General features: G+C 49.7%; 10 protein-coding genes. 6 read left to right on the top strand and 4 right to left on the bottom strand.

All coding sequences use genetic code 11. From position 1 onward, the window contains the following. Nucleotides 1–95: 95 nt before the first annotated feature. The 4 genes from BMX82_RS06005 to BMX82_RS05990 all read right to left on the bottom strand — a co-directional run bounded on the left by BMX82_RS06005 (nucleotide 96) and on the right by BMX82_RS05990 (nucleotide 3,439). Nucleotides 96–767 carry a UpxY family transcription antiterminator gene (locus tag BMX82_RS06005; RefSeq protein ID WP_091766948.1) on the bottom strand — a complete coding sequence of 224 codons (672 nt, stop codon included), beginning with the start codon at nucleotides 765–767 and terminating at the stop codon, nucleotides 96–98. A 279-nt stretch (nucleotides 768–1,046) separates the two neighbouring features. Then, nucleotides 1,047–1,757 carry a hypothetical protein gene (locus BMX82_RS06000; RefSeq protein WP_036914109.1) on the bottom strand — a complete coding sequence of 237 codons (711 nt, stop codon included), beginning with the start codon at nucleotides 1,755–1,757 and terminating at the stop codon, nucleotides 1,047–1,049. 35 nt (nucleotides 1,758–1,792) lie between these two features. After that, entirely contained in the window at nucleotides 1,793–3,046 is a 1,254-nt protein-coding gene (locus BMX82_RS05995; protein ID WP_036914111.1) for an ammonium transporter, read from the bottom strand. A 45-nt stretch (nucleotides 3,047–3,091) separates the two neighbouring features. Beyond that, a complete protein-coding gene (locus tag BMX82_RS05990; protein WP_036914114.1) occupies nucleotides 3,092–3,439 on the bottom strand; it encodes a P-II family nitrogen regulator in 348 nt (115 codons plus the stop codon). A gap of 354 nt (nucleotides 3,440–3,793) precedes the next feature. On the opposite strand from BMX82_RS05990, the gene BMX82_RS05985 reads away from it, so the two are divergent. The 6 genes from BMX82_RS05985 (at nucleotide 3,794) to dapF (ending at nucleotide 18,292) form a co-directional block, all read left to right on the top strand. Further along, nucleotides 3,794–7,447, top strand: a complete 3,654-nt coding sequence (locus BMX82_RS05985) for a M60 family metallopeptidase (RefSeq protein ID WP_177172029.1) — start codon at nucleotides 3,794–3,796, stop codon at nucleotides 7,445–7,447. A 618-nt stretch (nucleotides 7,448–8,065) separates the two neighbouring features. Then, entirely contained in the window at nucleotides 8,066–8,395 is a 330-nt protein-coding gene (locus BMX82_RS05980) for a nucleotide pyrophosphohydrolase (protein WP_091766944.1), read from the top strand. Further along, nucleotides 8,392–10,749: a DNA/RNA helicase domain-containing protein gene (locus BMX82_RS05975; RefSeq protein WP_091766942.1), complete on the top strand. Its 2,358-nt coding sequence runs from the start codon at nucleotides 8,392–8,394 to the stop codon at nucleotides 10,747–10,749. Before BMX82_RS05980 ends, BMX82_RS05975 begins: the two co-directional genes overlap by 4 nt. Before the next feature lie 655 nt (nucleotides 10,750–11,404). After that, nucleotides 11,405–15,898: a glutamate synthase large subunit gene (gene gltB / locus BMX82_RS05965; protein ID WP_036914117.1), complete on the top strand. Its 4,494-nt coding sequence runs from the start codon at nucleotides 11,405–11,407 to the stop codon at nucleotides 15,896–15,898. A gap of 33 nt (nucleotides 15,899–15,931) precedes the next feature. Beyond that, a complete protein-coding gene (locus tag BMX82_RS05960) occupies nucleotides 15,932–17,293 on the top strand; it encodes a glutamate synthase subunit beta (RefSeq protein ID WP_091766937.1) in 1,362 nt (453 codons plus the stop codon). A 180-nt stretch (nucleotides 17,294–17,473) separates the two neighbouring features. Then, a complete protein-coding gene (gene dapF, locus BMX82_RS05955; RefSeq protein WP_091766935.1) occupies nucleotides 17,474–18,292 on the top strand; it encodes a diaminopimelate epimerase in 819 nt (272 codons plus the stop codon).

The following is an 18,292-nucleotide window of genomic DNA, read 5'->3' as shown; positions in this document are numbered from 1 at the left end:
ACGTGCATAAAGGAATAATGTATTCTTAACTACTCTGTTTACCGTGGACATGATTTCCCTTTACTTAGAGCACTTGTTATACAATATACCTACTTTCAGATTTCCATAATAAAAGCGCTGGGGATATATGCTGTCGATACCAGGCCTACGGCTGTTATAGAAACGATTACACGCTGTTGTCCCGACACTCTTGCCACCTTTCCTTCCACCCCTTTGAACAGACCGTCAATGACTCTTACGGTCTCGCCTCCCTTGAAATGGCATTGTTCTTCCTTAACATACATCAGATGCTCGCTCTTATTAGAGGTGGCACAGATGAAATTCTCCATTTCACGACATGGAATAGTCAGTGGAGGATTCTTTGAGTCTTCATCCAGTTCGAAGTGATTATAGTAATATGTGAGAAAGGAGAGTTCGGGAGTGCCCTTGATATATTCCTTGGCTTTGTCTTCTGTGGTATAGACAAACAGAAGGTTCGGAATCAGCGCCTCGAGTACTCGTTTGTCTTTACCTTGTTTGTCGGTTTTGCGCACATAGCGCTTGGCAATATAGCAATAGGTTCCGTCTTCAACGATCATGTCAAACGCCTTATCTTCCCTTCGGTATGAAGCACGAAACACATACCACCTCTTATTTTCGTCTGGCGCATATCTTACCGACACCCCTGTCTTTGAGCTGATCGCATCGGGGATGGTATCAGGGGTAAGCCTGACACATGGAGGTTTAGCCTCGCCTCGTCGAGTTTCCACATTAGACAATGTGCTCATATCAAACCTTTTCGAGTTTTGGTTTATCGGTCGGTTCAATGCTTAGATTCTGAGTCTTACGACTTTGAGAATCAAGTGCAAAAGTACAAAAAAATAGACATATAACGAAAAGAATATTCAAAAAAGCAATAATTATTGCTTATTTTTGCAATTTCTTGTACCTTGAATGTGCAAGAACAATAACAAGCTGCTTCCCTTAACGGAAAAAACGACACAAAAAAAAGCCCACCCATCTGATTGCAAACGGATGGATGGGTGGGGCAGTCACACCTGGCTAGATTAAGGTTGCAGCGTAAAACCAAGAACCAGGTATGCCTTCTGCGAACAAGGATTTGCTACAACCTGTCCGAAGATAGGTATCGAGAACGTATCGGTGACTTTAATATCTTTCGTTGCCTTCAGCGAGAGATTGGTCACCGCGAATCCCGTTGTTCCGTAGAACGTGGTGGCGAAGGGGACGGCACCGGCCGTAGCAGCCCAGTCAACCGTGGCAAGTTTGAATGGAACAGTAGCTTCAACATAACTGCTGTAGGCCCGTTTGCCGTCCTTGTTTTCGCCGTCGTTGCCGGCAATATTAGTATACCACTGCAGGCTGGCCACTCCGAAGTCGTAACCGATGTTGGCCTCAAACACGTGGTTCGTTCCGTGGGCGTCGTACTTGAAGTAGCGGCCCTCGGGGTCGAGACCAGCGTTGAACCAATAGTCTGTCAGCCCGATATTGAAACCGCCAGCGGTGTAAGCGAGCGTCAGGTCAAACTCCTTTGTGTCGGCAGGCTCTGAGAGGCCCACACTGCCCCACGCCGAGAGGCTCAGGCCCTTATAGCCGATGCCGAGTGTTGGCTGGAGCGACACGCTTCCCAAGTCCTGACCACGCCAGATATACTGGCTCACAACGTCCGCCGCTACGGTTGTCTCTACACTTTCCGTCTCCTGTGCATGGGTGGTTGCACACGCAACCAGACCCATGGCAAATAAAACAATCTTTTTCATACCTTCCAAATAAAACACACTTAAAAAAAACTTATTTAGTTATAGCAACTTTCACCATGCTCGTAGATATCGAGACCTTCCTCCTCAACACGCGCACCAACGCGCAGTCCGTGCAGTTTCTTGATACCGTAGAAAAGAGCCAGTCCACAAGCGGCAGCCCAGAGGTCGATCACGAGGATACCGAAGAGCTCAGCGCCGAAGAATCCCCAGCCGCCACCATAGAAGGCGCCGTTAGAGGTAGAGAGCAGACCAGTCATCAGAGTGCCAAGAATACCACACACGCCGTGTACAGAAGAAGCACCCACGGGGTCGTCGATGTGAAGCTTGTGGTCGATGAACTCAATGGCGTAAACCAGCACCAGTCCGCAGACAAAACCTATCACCACGGCACCAACAGGCGATACGAGGTCGCAACCAGCCGTGATGCCCACAAGACCGGCCAGTACACCGTTCAGCGTCAGAGAGAGCGACGGTTTGCCATACTTCCACCATGTGAGGAACATCGTAGCCACACCGCCCGCAGCAGCAGCCAAATTAGTGGTCAGGAACACGTGTGAGATAGCCACGCGGTTCACCTCGCCAGAGGCAGCCAGCTGAGAACCGGGGTTGAATCCGAACCATCCCAGCCAGAGGATGAAGACGCCCAGGGCAGCCATTGTCAGGTTGTGACCGGGAATAGCGCGGCTCTTGCCGTCCTTGGCATACTTGCCGATACGGGGACCGAGCGCGATGGCACCAATCAGAGCCAGCACACCACCCACGCTATGTACGATAGCAGAACCGGCAAAGTCGTGGAACACGTCGCCGAAGGTGGTCATCATAAAGCTGTCGGCAGCGTCGTTGCAGAGCCAGCCGCCGCCCCATGTCCAGTGTCCCTCGATGGGATAGATGAACAGCGAGATCACAGCGCTGTAGACCAGATACATCGAGAACTTGGTACGCTCGGCCATGGCGCCGCTCACGATTGTGGCCGACGTGGCACAGAACACCGTCTCGAAAATCAGGAAGCCCTCAACAGGCAGGTCGCCTTTATAGAAACTCAAATCACCCCAGTTGGGCATGCCGATAAAACCGGCACCCTCGCTGCCGAACATGAAGCCAAAGCCGAGGAAGAAAAACAAGAGCGAGCCGAACATGAAGTCCACAAAGTTCTTCATCAGGATGTTGGCCGTGTTCTTGCCTCGTGTAAAACCAGCCTCACACAGCGCAAAACCAGGCTGCATCCAAAAAACCAACATGGCTGCCAACAACATCCATACAGTATCGAGTGATAATCCAATTTCGTTCATAATCTTCTTACTTTTTTTACCTTTTTACCTTCTTACCTATTCACATCACTTCTTGTCTCTCAGAACGGTGTCGCCGTTTTCACCCGTGCGGATACTCCAAGTGTCAATCATATCGCTCACGAAGATACGACCATCGCCAACCTCACCCGTGTGAGCCACACTCAGTATCACCTTCACCGTAGGCTCCACAAACTGGTCGCGGCACACAATGGTCAGTGCCACACGCTCTATCACGTCGGTAGAGTACTGCACGCCGCGGTAGATACGCTCCTCGCGGCTCTGGCCGATACCATGCACGTTGTGGTATTCAAACCAGTCGATATCCGACTGCAACAATGCCTCCTTTACATCCTCAAACTTGGTCTTACGGATGATTGCTTCGATTCTTTTCATACCTGTCTTCTCTTTATTACCTTATTAATACTATTACAGCCTTTTGGCTTACACTTTGAAAGCTTTCTGCTGCAAAAGTAGTACATTTTGTCAGAATATCGAGCATATAACTTCCAGTTTGTACGTTAAAACGCACACAATCTAACAGTTCGAAACCGTTTGATTTTATTTTGCTTACGATTTAAAACAAATCGACGCCGAAAAACTACAAATTATCACATTGGCGGTTATTCATTCGAAAAAGATGCAAATTTCAGCAAAAAGCTTTGTCATATCAAAACTTTTGTTTATATTTGCCACAGATATTAACCTATTACAAACATAAATATGACAACTATTAACAAGACAAGACAAATGAAAGTGTTCATTGTAGCTATGCTGTGCTTATGGCCAACGATGGCCATACATACGGCAGCACAAACGTTTCTGACCTCGCTCGACCAGTTGACTACGGGCTATTACCGCATATATTCTCTGGCCTACAATGCCACAATGGCCATGAGCGAGACCACAACGGGTTCGGCCAATGTGTTCTGTGATACGCCAAACAGCAGCGACTACATGCAAGTGTGGTATATCAATGTGTCGGCGGAAACCACAACCACCAAGACCGTAACGATACAGAATGCAGTGTCGGAACGGTGGATGAATCGCTCGGGGAGTAACTTTCATACATGGCCCACGGCGTTGACTTTGACAGTAACACTGACCACCGATGGCTTTATTATCTACAATGGTAACGGCTTGCATCACCAAGAAAGCGGCCATGACGTGGTGAGCTACTCTACCTCTGGTTACGCCTCAAAGTGGCAGATAGAGGCCGCGACAATAGACGAAACGGCATTAGCCGCCCAAAAAGCAGAATATAACGGTTTTGCCAGTCTGGTGAACAACAAGGCCGCCATTACCACAGCTCTCGCCAAGTATTTCACCGATGCCAGCTGCAAGCAACTGAAAGACACCTATCAGAGTTATAACGATGACGACCTGACCTCAGCCATGTCTGCCGACGGTATCCCCGAAGCTGCCAGAACCATGGCGCTGAAGGTAAAAAACAATGCATGGACTGAGTACGAAGCAGGCTGGGCCATTACCGAGAAAACATTCCGTGTAGGAACCTACAAACCTGTGAGCAAGGCCAGCCGATGGCAAAACCTCATCAAAGCGGGTTACGCCCTCGCTCCCAACAGCGACCCTACGGGCATCTACGCAAACGCTGGCGATATCCTGACCGTCTACGTAAGCGCCATTCCCAATGGCGGCAGCATCATCATACGCAATGTGCAACGCCAGAGCGCTACGGGCGACGGCTATACACTGACTGCAGGTTTCAACGCCCTAAAAATACAGGCGGAAGGCTGCCTGTTCGTCGACTACGAGGTCGACAACACCACCAATGGCGCAGCGCCCTTTACGGCACTGAGCACATATCCTGATGTTGACATCCATATTGAGGGCGGACAGGTTAACGGCGCTTTCTCGCTCACCCGTGGCGACACCAACGCCGACTGGGCAAAGATGCAGACATACCTGTTCCAGCATTACGACTACCTGCAACTGCGCAGCGAAAAGAAAATCTTTAATATGAATGCCGATTTGGTGAAGAGCGCCTGCCCTACGAAGATGGTAGAACTGTTAGGGCAGTGGGACTTTGTGGTTAACATGGAGCACAACATCATGGGACTCGACACCGAATTTGCCGGCTATTTCAATACACCCATGATGGCAGTTTCACATACGGGGTCTCTACATATGTATGCCAGCACCTACGGCACTTATTATAACGAGACCACCCTGAGCGACGTGATGAACTACGAGAACCTGTTTGCTGGCGGCAGTCTGTGGGGCCCTGCCCACGAGATAGGCCATATCAACCAAGCCGCCATCAACATCATCGGACAGTCTGAGGTATCAAACAATCTCTTCTCGAATATCGCTGTCTTTCTGAACGGACACCTGACGAGTCGCGCAGAGTATATCTCCGAGACTTTCGAGAATATGGCCAACGGCGTATTCTGGATAGATCGTGGCATCTGGGAACGTACGCACCTCTATTTCCAGCTCTACCAGTTCTTCCATGCACGGGGCTATAAGTCAGACTTCTATCCGGAGTTCTTCAGAGCCCTGCGTGCCGACCCGACGATCCGCACACAGAACGTTTTTGTGGACGCCACCGACGACTACCTGAAATTCTATAAGAAAGCCTGCGAGGTAAGTGGTTACGACCTGACGGAGTTTTTCCAAGCCTACGGTTTCTTTGTAATACCCCAATTACAGGACTACACCGTTGGCAGCGCAACGAAACAGGCTTATAAGGTGGGTGACTACGGCACCTTCTACCTCCTGATAACCCAACAGATGATCGACGCCGCCATCGACGCCGTCAAGGCGATGGAGCTGCCCAAGGCCAACATCGTATTTATCGAAGACCGCGTGTCAGCGCCTGACGCCACCTATACTGGCGTAGTGGCAGGCACCAAGAAGACTGCCTTTAGCGGCTATCCCATTGGCAAAGGCGACGTGGGACAATACACCGACTTTGCGAGCACGACAGCAGCCAGCGGCTATGAGGTGTTGGCATCGGAGAACAGCACGGGCAGCCTGGATGTGAGTGTGGGTCATAGCGGAGCCTCAGGCGCTGTAGGCTTCAAGGTCTACGATGCCAGCAACTGTCTGGTTTTCCTTTCTAACACCTATAACTTTACGGTTCCCAAGAAGATATACGACCACCTGAAAGGAACGGATTATAAGATTGTGGCTGCGGGACCTAATGGTGCCGACTTTGTGATGCCTGCCGCCTCTAACTTCATAGAGTGGACAGTGAAAGACAGCGACGGAAACATACTGAAGCAGCTGTCCCTGCTGACAACCAACGGACAAGAGATCAACGACTATCCCGACGCCCTCAAGGCGCCGTTCGTGACGCTGCCCGCACTGACTCCTTTCACATGTACCACAACGAACAAAGAGAAAACTGTGGTAGCCACGATAAGCACGCCCTTCAAGAGCTCTACCGACACACAGGGCTACTACTATTACGTAAAGGTAAGAAACGGCTACCTCTATCAAGACGTCTCAGAGCCAAAGCTCAGCACCACCGTTGCAGACAACGGCTACTATCGCTGGGCCTTCTATGGCAATCCGTATGAGGGCTACCGCATCAAGAACCTGGCTACAGGCCTGTGGCTCTGCGCTGGCACAAGCTATGCCACAAACGGCGAGCATCCTACGCTGAGCAGCAGCGACCCAACCTATTGGAAACTCGATTATTTCGAGTCGACTGCCGCCAATGCACCTCGGTTCCAACTGTCTGTGCCAGGCACCAGCCGCTATCTCAACGACTATGGCGGACATGGTAATAACATCGCCTATTACGGCAACGCTTCGCAGATTACGGTATCCGATGAGCTATCCATTGCCACGCTTACCGTCAGCATCAACGCCACCAGTCACATCTCGTCGTATAGCTATCAGCAGAACGTGACGGTGCCAGACGACGTAAACATCTTTATCGTCACAGGCAACACCGACGAGACCGTTACCCTACAGCGGATAGACACTAAGATGATTCCCGCCGACACTGGTGTGATTCTCTACAGCGAAGGAGGTGGCGAGAAGACCCTCTCGCTGGGCGCGCTGGTCGACACCGAGGTGGCGAACCTGTATGCAGAAAACAAGCTCAGTCATACGGCCGCTGGCAGCTACACCGTAACGGCCGCCCAGAACATCTATGCCCTGAAAGCAGGAGTCACGGCCTTTGCCAAGGTACAGACAGGCGTCGCCATTCCACAGAACAAGGCATACCTCGAAGTCAGCTCACCCAATCCGTCGCGCAGTCTCACTATCGACTACGGAGAAACCACAGGCATCTCTCCCATCAGCATTCTGCCGAGAGACGACGCATCAGCCAACGGCGAGTCTGCTGTCTACAACCTCAGCGGCCAACGCGTAGGGGCTGGATATAAAGGCATGATTATCAGAAAAGGAACTAAAACAATTAAACGATGAAAAAGAAATATATACCCCCGACAATAGAAGCCCACCACATCGAACAATGCGGCAGGCTGCTAGTGGGTTCATTCAACGGTTGTAGTGGATCCCCACAAGACTTTTATATCATCGACGACGAGATCATCAGCAGCGATCAGGTCGGATAACATAAGCACCACTTATTTGAAAACGAACGCAAAACAACTGCAGAGAAGTCTGTCCTTCTCTATGGGTGGTGCGCCTTGGTGTTGCCGTCCGAAGACGATATCAAGCGATATCCGCTAGAATATTGCAGAAGAGAAGTTCAAGGAACTAAAAGAGGAAGATGAAAGCGTAGAATAAAACCATAAAGAGATGCCACATGGCATCTCTTTTTCTTTAAATATTGTTTTTTTCTAAGATAAATAGCTTTTATCTCAGAATTAATTAGTATTTTTGCAACGTTCATACCCGCAATAGGGTTAGAACAGCGACATATTGAGAAGCGTCATTGATGCTTTGTTTTTGGCTTCTTGAACCTGAGAAATTTAGTTGGGCTCGAGCTATTCCCGACAAACTTGAGCATTTAGGCCTGCCATTCTCAAAGGCACATGAGTCTGCACTTCAGATGTATAACGCAAAACATAAGCAATAATTATGAGTGATTTGGAGGAACTAAGAAAATCTATTGTAAGATTCACCCAAGATAGAGATTGGGACCAATTCCATAATGGAAAAGACCTTGCTTTGGCACTCTCAATAGAGGCTGCTGAATTAAACGAGGCTTTCTTATGGAAGAATGCATCAGAAGTGAATGTAGAGAAGGTTAAAGAAGAATTAGCAGACATCTTTAATTACGCTATCCTTATCGCTGATAAATACGACCTTAACATCAAACAGATAGTCATGGACAAATTGAGGCGTAATGCAGAGAAATATCCCGTAGAAAAGGCTTATGGGAGTGCTAAAAAATATAATGAGCTATGATTATCTATAGAGCCACTAAGAAAAAATTTGTTGACGATGTTTTCAACAACACAATTACTGACAATATCGACGAGGCTTTCTACGAACATTTAGGGAGACATACTTCGCCAAACGAAGTACGCTCGTGGCAGAATTCGATGCAGTTCATGTATAAAGTGGTGAATACACAAGATTTACCCGATAACGCAGGGGTAGCTATAGAATATCAGATACCTTTGACTGCCAAACGAGTAGATTTCATCGTCTCTGGCTTAAACGCTCAGAAACAAGAGCAGATTGTTATCATAGAATTGAAGCAATGGGAGAATGCAGAATCAACGCAGAAGCCCGGCATTGTGATAACTCGTTTTCAACATGGCAAAGCTGAGGTCGCTCATCCATCGTATCAGGCCTGGTCATATGCCTACATGCTTTCGAACTATAACCTCACAATCCAAGAACGAGATGTTCAGATAAATCCTTGTGCATTCCTACACAACTATACACCAGATGGAATGATTAACGGCAAACTTTATGAAGAATATGTGACTAAGGCGCCAGTTTTTCTAAAGAATGATGCTGCTCGTTTACAAGACTATATATTAAGACATGTGCGCTATTGTTCGCCAGAGGATATTATTTGGAAAATAGATAATGGGCGTTTGCGTCCATCGAAGCAGTTAGCAGATTCGCTTACATCTATGCTAAAAGGTAATGAAGAATTCATGATGCTCGATGATCAGAAGGTTGTCTATGAATCTGCAGTTTACTTGGCAAAGAAAGCACAGGGAGGCAAGAAACAGGTACTGATTGTAGAAGGTGGTCCTGGTACTGGGAAAAGCGTGTTAGCCATTAATCTTCTTGTAAATCTAACGGCTCAAGGTATTGCTTCACAATATGTAACAAAGAACAGCGCTCCAAGGGCAGTATATAGCGTAAAACTATCAGGTAATTTTGGAAAGACTTATATCAAAAACCTTTTTGTAAGCAGTGGCAGTTTCATTGAGGCCATGCCAAATACGTTAGGTGCATTAATTGTGGATGAAGCCCATCGATTGAATATGAAGAGCGGAATGATGTGTAATTTAGGAGAGAATCAGATTAAGGAAATCATCAAAGCCGCGCACTTCTCTGTATTCTTCATAGACGATTGCCAGCGTATTCATATAAGGGATATTGGTAGTGTTAAGTACATCAAGCAATGTGCTGAAGAAATGGAAGCAGATGTTCACCTAGAGCACCTCAACTCTCAATTCCGTTGTAATGGCTCTGACGGTTATCTAAGTTGGCTCGACAATGCTCTTCAGATTCGTGAGACCGCAAATATACGATTAACAGAAGAGGATTATGATTTCCGCATCTTCGATTCACCTACCGAGATGTTTGAGGAGGTAAAGCGTAAGAATGAATCAAATAACAAGAGTCGCGTGGTTGCCGGTTATTGCTGGGATTGGAATAGCAAGCAAAATCAAACGGAATACGATATAACAATTCCACAATTTGGATTCCGCAAACAATGGAATTTCAATAGCAATGAGCCTTGGTTGATTGGAAAACACTCCATTGATCAGATAGGATGCATCCATACTTGTCAAGGATTAGAGCTTGATTACGTGGGGGTAATCGTAGGTCTCGACATGTCATTTAAAAATAACCGCGTAGTGACTGATGGGTTAAAGAGATCTACTATGGATCAATCATTGAAAGGGTTTAAAACGATATTGAAGAAAAACCCAGAGGAGGCTTTACAAATAGCAGATTCCATCATTAAAAACACTTATCGTACTCTGATGACAAGAGGTATGAAGGGATGCTATGTTTATTTCTGCGATCAGGCTTTAGCAGAGCACTTTCGTGAACTGATGGCAGAGAAGCCTGCTGTGGCACAAGAAATACGCATTGAGCCTGTTGTCAATGATGATGTAAAATACATAGACTACTTGCCAGTTTACTCTGTCAAAGCTGCATGTGGCTATTTTGGTGAAGGTGACGAGGTTAATGAATTAGGATGGATTAGGGCAGAGGGAGTTGGCAAGTTGAATCGCAACATGTATGTTGTTCAAGCCTCAGGTCACTCTATGGAGCCTCGCATTAATGATGGCGACTTTTGCGTCTTTCGTGCCAATCCTGCTGGTAGTAGACAAGGAAAAATAGTACTGGTGCAACATTTTAATCATTTCGATCCCGATTATTCTGGTGCTTATTCTATCAAAGAATATTCCAGCTCAAAATCCTACGATGAATTTGGTAACTGGAAGCATGAGAAAATAGAACTAATTCCCCTAAACAAGGACTATATCCCTATTTCTATTAATGCAGAAGACGCTGAAGAATTTAGAGTAATTGGCGAATTTATTGACACACTGAACTTCTAGTTTGCAAAACCAGAGATATAATCTTTATCCTTATAATCATTATCAAAAGAGAACATCCCGTTCGTTGCAGAGAGTAAGAAAGGGGATAAGACGATATAGCGAAGGCGGTGACGGACCGAACAAGCCAAAAGAACTAGACTCCGAGGAAAGTCGGGGGTTCGATAAATGAAACCCTCACTTTACTCCGAGCAAACTGGCTCACTTTGCCCTGGGACTTCGGGCATGTTTGCTGCAGTTGTTGCAGTGTTGCAGTTGTTTGCAAGACTGCCGCACCCTAAAAAATATGTCTATATATTTATATATATAATATATATAATATATAGTATTAATTTTTCACTTTTTACACTTCATGATTTGAACTGCAACACTGCAACAACTGCAGCAAAATGCGTCTACACACTCAGGCAGAAAAGGTAGAGGCAAAAGGATGCAGCGCGAGTGTTTGACAGACCTTCAAATAACAGATTGAAAGTTGAGGACGGGATATAAAGGGGCGTTTTTATCGTATTGAAAGAAAAAGGGGGCTGATTGTTACAAACTGAAAGTTGAGGGCGATTTTAAGATTTAAAATGCAAGACACTATTCTCCTATATTTACATTTTGATATAATTTTGCAGCCAAATTTGAACAGAAAGATAGAAAAAGCAAGGATAATATGACAAAGTGTAAAAATCAAGACCAAGAAAAAGGACTCTACCAACAAGCGTATGAGCACGATGCCTGCGGCGTGGGCATGGTGGTGAACATTCATGGCAACAAGAGCCATGAGCTGGTAGACAACGCGCTGAAAGTGCTGGAGAACATGGAGCACCGAGGCGCTGAGACACGCGACAAGACTGGCGACGGTGCGGGCATCATGGTTCAGATTCCCCACGAGTTTATTCTGTTGCAGGGCATCCCCGTGCCCGAAAAGGGAAAATACGGCACAGGACTGGTATTCCTACCGAAAGAGCAGAAGGCTCAGCAGGAGATTCTGAGCGTGATGATAGAGGAGATAGAGCGCGAAGGACTGCAGCTGATGCACTTGCGCGCCGTGCCTACCAATCCAGAGGTGCTGGGAGCGGGAGCCCGCGAGGTGGAGCCCGACATCAAGCAGATTTTCGTGACGGGCGTGTCGGATGAGGACGTTCCCGTGTTTGAACGCATATTATATAAGGTTCGCAAGAAGATTGAGAACCGCATTGACAACGAGGACTTCTATATCTGCTCGCTGTCGAACAAGAACATCATCTACAAGGGTATGCTGACTAGCGGACAGCTGCGACGCTACTTCCCCGACCTGTCGAACGACTACTTCACGAGCGGACTGGCTCTGGTACACTCGCGTTTCTCGACCAACACGTTCCCGAAGTGGAAACTGGCTCAGCCGTTCCGACTGCTGGCTCACAACGGCGAGATCAACACCATTCGCGGCAACCGCGGATGGATGAAGGCTCGCGAGAGCGTACTGAGCAGTGAGGCGCTGGGCGACATCAAGGCACTGCGCCCCATCGTACAGGACGGCATGAGCGACAGCGCCAGCCTCGACAACGTGTTTGAGTTCCTGATGATGAGCGGACTCTCGCTACCTCAGGCAATGGCCATCCTGGTGCCTGAGAGTTTCAACGACAAAAACCCGATCAGCGAAGACCTGAAGGCGTTCTACGAATATCACTCTATCCTGATGGAGCCGTGGGACGGTCCTGCAGCGCTGCTGTTCAGCGACGGACGTTTCGCTGGCGGTATGCTCGACCGCAACGGACTGCGCCCCAGCCGTTACACCATCACCAAAGGCGGTATGATGGTTGTGGCCAGCGAGGTGGGCGTGATGGACTTCGAACCGGGCGACGTGGTGAGCAAGGGCCGACTGCAGCCTGGCAAGATTCTGCTCATCGACACGCAAGAGGGTAAGATATACTACGACGGCGAGATAAAAGAGCAGCTGGCGAAGGCTCATCCCTACCGCGAATGGCTGAACGAGAACCGCGTGCAGCTGGAGAAGCTGAAGAGCGGCCGCAAGGTGGACAACGCGGTAAGCGACTATGCCCAGAAGCTCGTGATGTTCGGCTTCGGACAGGAGGATATCGATAAGACGATCGTACCGATGGCCACAGCAGGACAGGAGCCTGTAGCCGCCATGGGTAACGACACGCCGCTGGCTGTGGTGAGCGACCGCCCGCAGGTATTGTTCAACTACTTCCGTCAGCAGTTCGCTCAGGTGACCAACCCCGCCATCGACCCCATCCGCGAGGAGCTGGTGATGAGTCTGACGGAGTATATCGGTGCCGTGGGTACCAACATCCTGACACCCGACGCCTCGAACTGCAAAATGGTGAGACTGCCCCAGCCCGTGCTGACAAATACACAGCTCGACATTCTGTGCAACATACGATACAAAGGATTCAAGACGCAGAAGCTTGCCATGCTCTTCGACATGGAGCAGGGCGAAGAGGGACTGCGCAAGGCGCTCGACGACCTCTGTCATGCGGCGGAGGCAAGCGTCGACGAGGGTGTGAACTACATCATCCTCACAGACCGCGACATCGATGAGAAGCACGCTGCCATCCCATCGCTGTTGGCTGTGAGCGCCGTACACCACTACCTGATCAGCGTGGGTAAGCGCGTACAGACCGCGCTGATTGTTGAGAGCGGCGAGATTCGCGAGACGATGCACGCAGCGCTGCTGCTGGGCTACGGTGCCTCAGCACTCTGTCCGTATATGACATTCGCCATCCTCGACGACCTCGTGAAGAAAGGAAAGATTCAGGAGGAATATGCTACGGCCGAGAAAAACTATATCAAGGCTGTGGATAAGGGACTGAAAAAAATTATGTCGAAGATGGGTATCTCGACCATCCGCTCTTATCGCGGTGCGAAGATCTTCGAGAGCATCGGACTGAGCGAGGACTTGCTGAGACGCTACTTCGGCACAGAGGTGAGCACCATCGGCGGCATCGGACTGAAAGAGATTGCGCGCGACGCCATCCGACTGCATGAAGAGGCGAAGGAACAGACTCTCTTGAAAAACCAGGGACAGTTTGCATGGCGCAAGGACGGCATCAAGCACGCCTGGAACCCAGAGACCATCGCCAACCTGCAACTGGCCACCCGTCTGGGAAGCTACAAGAAGTTCAAGGAGTGGTCGGCCATCGTGGACGAGAAAGACAGCCCTATCTTCATACGCGACTTCTTCGGCTGGAAGAAGGCTGCAAAACCCACACCTATCGACGAGGTGGAGCCCGTAGAGAGCATCGTGAAGCACTTCGTGACGGGCGCCATGAGTTTCGGAGCCCTGAGCATCGAAGCCCACGAGGCTTTGGCGCTGGCAATGAACAAATTGGGTGCACGCTCGAATACCGGTGAGGGCGGCGAGGATAACGCACGCTACCACTCGGAGGTGGACGGTGTGAGCCTGAGCAGCAAAACGAAACAGATAGCCAGCGGACGCTTTGGCGTGACTGCCGAATACCTCGTAAACGCAGAGGAAATACAGATCAAAGTGGCACAAGGTGCGAAGCCCGGTGAGGGCGGACAGCTGCCTGGCTTTAAGGTGAACGAGATCATCGCCAAGACGCGTAACGCCATTCCTGGCATCTCGCTCATCTCTCCCCCACCTCACCACGACATCTACAGCATCGAAGACCTGGCACAGCTCATCTTCGACCTGAAGAATATCAACCCCACGGCAGCCGTGAGCGTGAAACTCGTAGCCGAAAGCGGCGTGGGAACGATTGCCGCCGGTGTGGCCAAGGCCAAGGCCGACCTCATCGTGATCAGCGGTGCCGAGGGCGGTACGGGCGCCAGTCCTGCCAGCTCTATGCGCTTCGCAGGTATCTCGCCCGAGATTGGTCTCGCAGAGACACAGCAGACACTGGTCATCAACGGACTGCGCAATCAGGTTCGCCTACAGACCGACGGTCAGCTGAAGACTGCCAAGGATGTCATCATCATGGCCATGCTTGGTGCCGACGAGTTCTCGTTCGGTACGCTGCCGCTGATTGTCCTGGGCTGTGTGATGATGCGTAAGTGTAACACGAATACGTGTCCGATGGGCGTAGCCACTCAGAACCCTGAGTTGCGCAAACATTTCGAGGGCCGTGCCGAGTATGTGGTGAATTTCTTCACCTTCCTCGCTGAACAGGTACGCGAATACCTCGCTGAAATCGGCGTGAAGAGCCTGAAAGAGATTATCGGACACACGGAACTGATTGAGGTGAACACCGCAAACGCCACAGACAAACAGAAGACAATAGACTTCGCCCGACTGCTGCATAAGCCAGAGACCGACAAGCCTCTGTATTGGGACCGCGGCGAGTTCACAAAGGTTCATGGTGTGAAGGACGAGGAGATAATCAAAGCAGCCAAGAAGGCCATCGATACGCAAGAAGAGGTAACCCTCGACTATGCTATCCGTAACACAGACCGCGCCGTGACAACGATGCTCTCGGGCGTCATCGCAAAGAAATACGGAGAACAGGGACTGCCCGACAGCACCATCAACATCAAGTTCAAGGGGTCGGCAGGACAGAGCTTCGGTGCCTTTGCCGTCCGAGGTGTTAACCTGAAACTCGAAGGCGAGTGTAACGACTATTTCGGCAAGGGACTCAGCGGCGGACGCATCTCAATCCTGCCTCCTGTACGCAGCGGTGAGAATTTCCATGCTGAAGAGAACATCATTGCGGGCAACACAGGTCTCTATGGCGCCACCTCGGGCGAGCTCTACATCAACGGTAAGGTGGGCGAGCGCTTCGGTGTGCGCAACTCAGGCGCCATCGCCGTCATCGAGGGTGCCGGCGACCACTGCTGCGAATACATGACTGGCGGACGCGTGGTAGTACTGGGCAAGACTGGCCGCAACTTCGCTGCCGGCATGTCGGGCGGCGTGGCTTATGTCTACGATCCCGACCACACATTCGACTACTTCTGCAACATGGATATGGTGGAACTCGGACTCGTAGAGGACTCTGTTTCGCGCAAGGAACTGCTGGAACTGATTCGCCAACATTATCTGCACACAGGTTCTGCACTCGCAGGACGTATGCTCGACGATTGGCAGCGCTATGTGGAAGACTTCATCCAGGTAGTGCCTATCGAGTACAAACGTGTGCTCCAGGAGGAACAGATGAGCAAGCTGCGCCAGAAAATCGCTGATATGCAGCGCGACTATTAAACGGAAAGTTAAAAGGTAAAAAAGCAAATAACGATGGGAAATCCAAAAGCATTTTTAGAGATACACCGCCAAGAGGCGGGCTACCGTCCGATTCACGATAGAATACACGATTTCGGCGAGGTGGAGCAAACACTGAGCACCCGCGAACGTAAGTTGCAGGCAAGCCGCTGCATGGACTGCGGCGTGCCTTTCTGCCACTGGGCTTGTCCGCTTGGCAACAAAGCACCCGAGTGGAACGACGCTCTGTATAAAGGCGACTGGGAGCTGGCTTATCGCCTGCTGAACAGCACAAATCCCTTCCCCGAGTTCACGGGCCGTATCTGTCCAGCACTCTGCGAGAAGGCTTGCGTGCTGAACCGTTTCAACCACGAACCGACCACCAACCGAGAAGACGAGTGCGCCATCACCGAGGCTGCTTTCCGCGAAGGATATATCCAGCCACACACCGATATCGTGCGTAACGGTAAGAAAGTGGCTGTTATCGGAGCCGGGCCCGCAGGACTTGTAGCTGCCTACGACCTGAACCTGATGGGCTACGAGGTGACGGTGTTTGAGAAGAATGAGGCGATCGGCGGTTTGCTGCGCTACGGCATCCCCAACTTCAAACTCAACAAGACCATCATCGACCGCCGTCTGCACCTTCTGGAAGAAGAGGGCATTAAGTTCGAATACGGCAAGGCCATCGAATGCGACGAGGCATTCGCCAAGCAATACGACGCTATTGTGGTAGCCACCGGTACTCCTACAGCCAGAGACTTGAAAGCTCCCGGCCGTGAATTGAAAGGTGTACACTTCGCGCTAGAGCTGCTGAGCCAGCAGAACCGCATACTGGCAGGTATGGAATTCTCGAAAGACGAACGCATCACCGCCAAAGACAAGAATGTACTCGTGATTGGCGGCGGAGATACAGGTAGCGACTGCATAGGTACTTCTCATCGTCAGGGTTGTAAGAGCGTGACACAGATTGAAATCATGCCACGCCCCGTTGAAGGTCCTGAAGACCCGCAGAATCCATGGCCTAACTGGCCTCGTACTCTCAAGACCACAAGCAGTCACGAGGAAGGCTGTACGCGTCGATGGAACATCAACACCCTCGAATTCCTGGGCAAGGACGGCAAACTCACAGGCGTGAAAGTGCAGGAGATTGACTGGAAACCCAATCCTGAGGGCGGGCGTCCCATCATGGTAGAGAAAGGCAAACCCGAGATTATCAAGGCAGAACTCGTACTGCTGGCCATGGGATTCCTGAAACCCGAACATCCTCAGTATGCAGAGAACGTGTTTGTATGTGGCGATGCCGCTAACGGAGCTTCGCTCGTGGTACGTGCGATGGCCAGCGGACGTCAGACTGCTACAAAGGTAGACCAGTATATTCGCAAAACTTACAATTTATAACAAAATGGCATGTTTTATTTATTTAAAGTAACAATTCGGAATATTATTCGCTTTAAATGATAACAAATTGAAAGTTTGCTTTGTTTTATTAATGCAAAAAGTTTAGAATTGTTTTGTCTTTCTAACTTTTTGCATTAATTTTGCACCCAGTAATAACAAAAGGATCATAATTGTAAGACAATGAGCAATCAAGAGACACGGAAAATCGGTTTTACGAAGATGCATGGTTGTGGCAACGACTACATCTACGTCAACACGATGCTCTATGAAGTGCCCGATCCTTCTGAAACAGCACGACGCTGGAGCGACCGCCATAAAGGGATTGGTTCCGACGGTCTGGTGCTGATTGGCAAATCGTCTGTAGCCGAAGCCGACTTTACCATGCGCATCTTCAATGCCGACGGCAGCGAAGCCATGATGTGCGGAAATGCGTCAAGGTGTATCGGTAAATATCTATATGAACGCGGGCTCACGCAGCAGACAGAAATCCGCCTGTTGACGCTCTCAGGCGTCAAAACACTAAACCTGCTTGTCAACGATGGTGTCGTAGAAAGTGTCACTGTCGATATGGGAAAACCTGTTCTTGAGGAAGAATCGCAGTTCATCGAATCACGCAATCCAGGTCATGGCACTTTCGTCTCGATGGGCAATCCTCATTATGTGATCTTTACTGACAATGTGGAGCAGGTAGGCGAGAGCGGACACATACTTGAGCAGCATCCCGCTTTCCCGCAACGCTGCAACATCGAGTTTGCCAACATCAGGCCAGACGGCAGCATACGAACCCGTGTCTGGGAACGCGGAAGCGGCATTACACAAGCCTGTGGAACAGGTGCCTGCGCAACTGCCGTTGCAGCAGCTATCACAGGGCAGGCTGGGCGCACATCACAAATCGTGATGGATGGCGGAACACTCTCTATCGAATGGCGTGAAGCCGATAATCATGTATACATGACAGGCCCCGCTGAGTTTGTTTTTGACGGACAAATAGAAATATAA

This window comes from Prevotella sp. khp7 (assembly GCF_900109055.1).
Lineage (GTDB): Bacteria > Bacteroidota > Bacteroidia > Bacteroidales > Bacteroidaceae > Prevotella.
This window is presented reverse-complemented; position numbering and strand designations above follow the sequence as displayed.

Bases quoted from the DNA above. Each gene is read 5' to 3' on its own strand.
- BMX82_RS06005 (WP_091766948.1), bottom strand. From the start codon at position 767: ATGAGCACATTGTCTAATGTGGAAACTCGACGAGGCGAGGCTAAACCT.
- BMX82_RS06000 (WP_036914109.1), bottom strand. From the start codon at position 1,757: ATGAAAAAGATTGTTTTATTTGCCATGGGTCTGGTTGCGTGTGCAACC.
- BMX82_RS05995 (WP_036914111.1), bottom strand. From the start codon at position 3,046: ATGAACGAAATTGGATTATCACTCGATACTGTATGGATGTTGTTGGCA.
- BMX82_RS05990 (WP_036914114.1), bottom strand. From the start codon at position 3,439: ATGAAAAGAATCGAAGCAATCATCCGTAAGACCAAGTTTGAGGATGTA.
- BMX82_RS05985 (WP_177172029.1), top strand. From the start codon at position 3,794: ATGAAAGTGTTCATTGTAGCTATGCTGTGCTTATGGCCAACGATGGCC.
- BMX82_RS05980 (WP_091766944.1), top strand. From the start codon at position 8,066: ATGAGTGATTTGGAGGAACTAAGAAAATCTATTGTAAGATTCACCCAA.
- BMX82_RS05975 (WP_091766942.1), top strand. From the start codon at position 8,392: ATGATTATCTATAGAGCCACTAAGAAAAAATTTGTTGACGATGTTTTC.
- gltB (WP_036914117.1), top strand. From the start codon at position 11,405: ATGACAAAGTGTAAAAATCAAGACCAAGAAAAAGGACTCTACCAACAA.
- BMX82_RS05960 (WP_091766937.1), top strand. From the start codon at position 15,932: ATGGGAAATCCAAAAGCATTTTTAGAGATACACCGCCAAGAGGCGGGC.
- dapF (WP_091766935.1), top strand. From the start codon at position 17,474: ATGAGCAATCAAGAGACACGGAAAATCGGTTTTACGAAGATGCATGGT.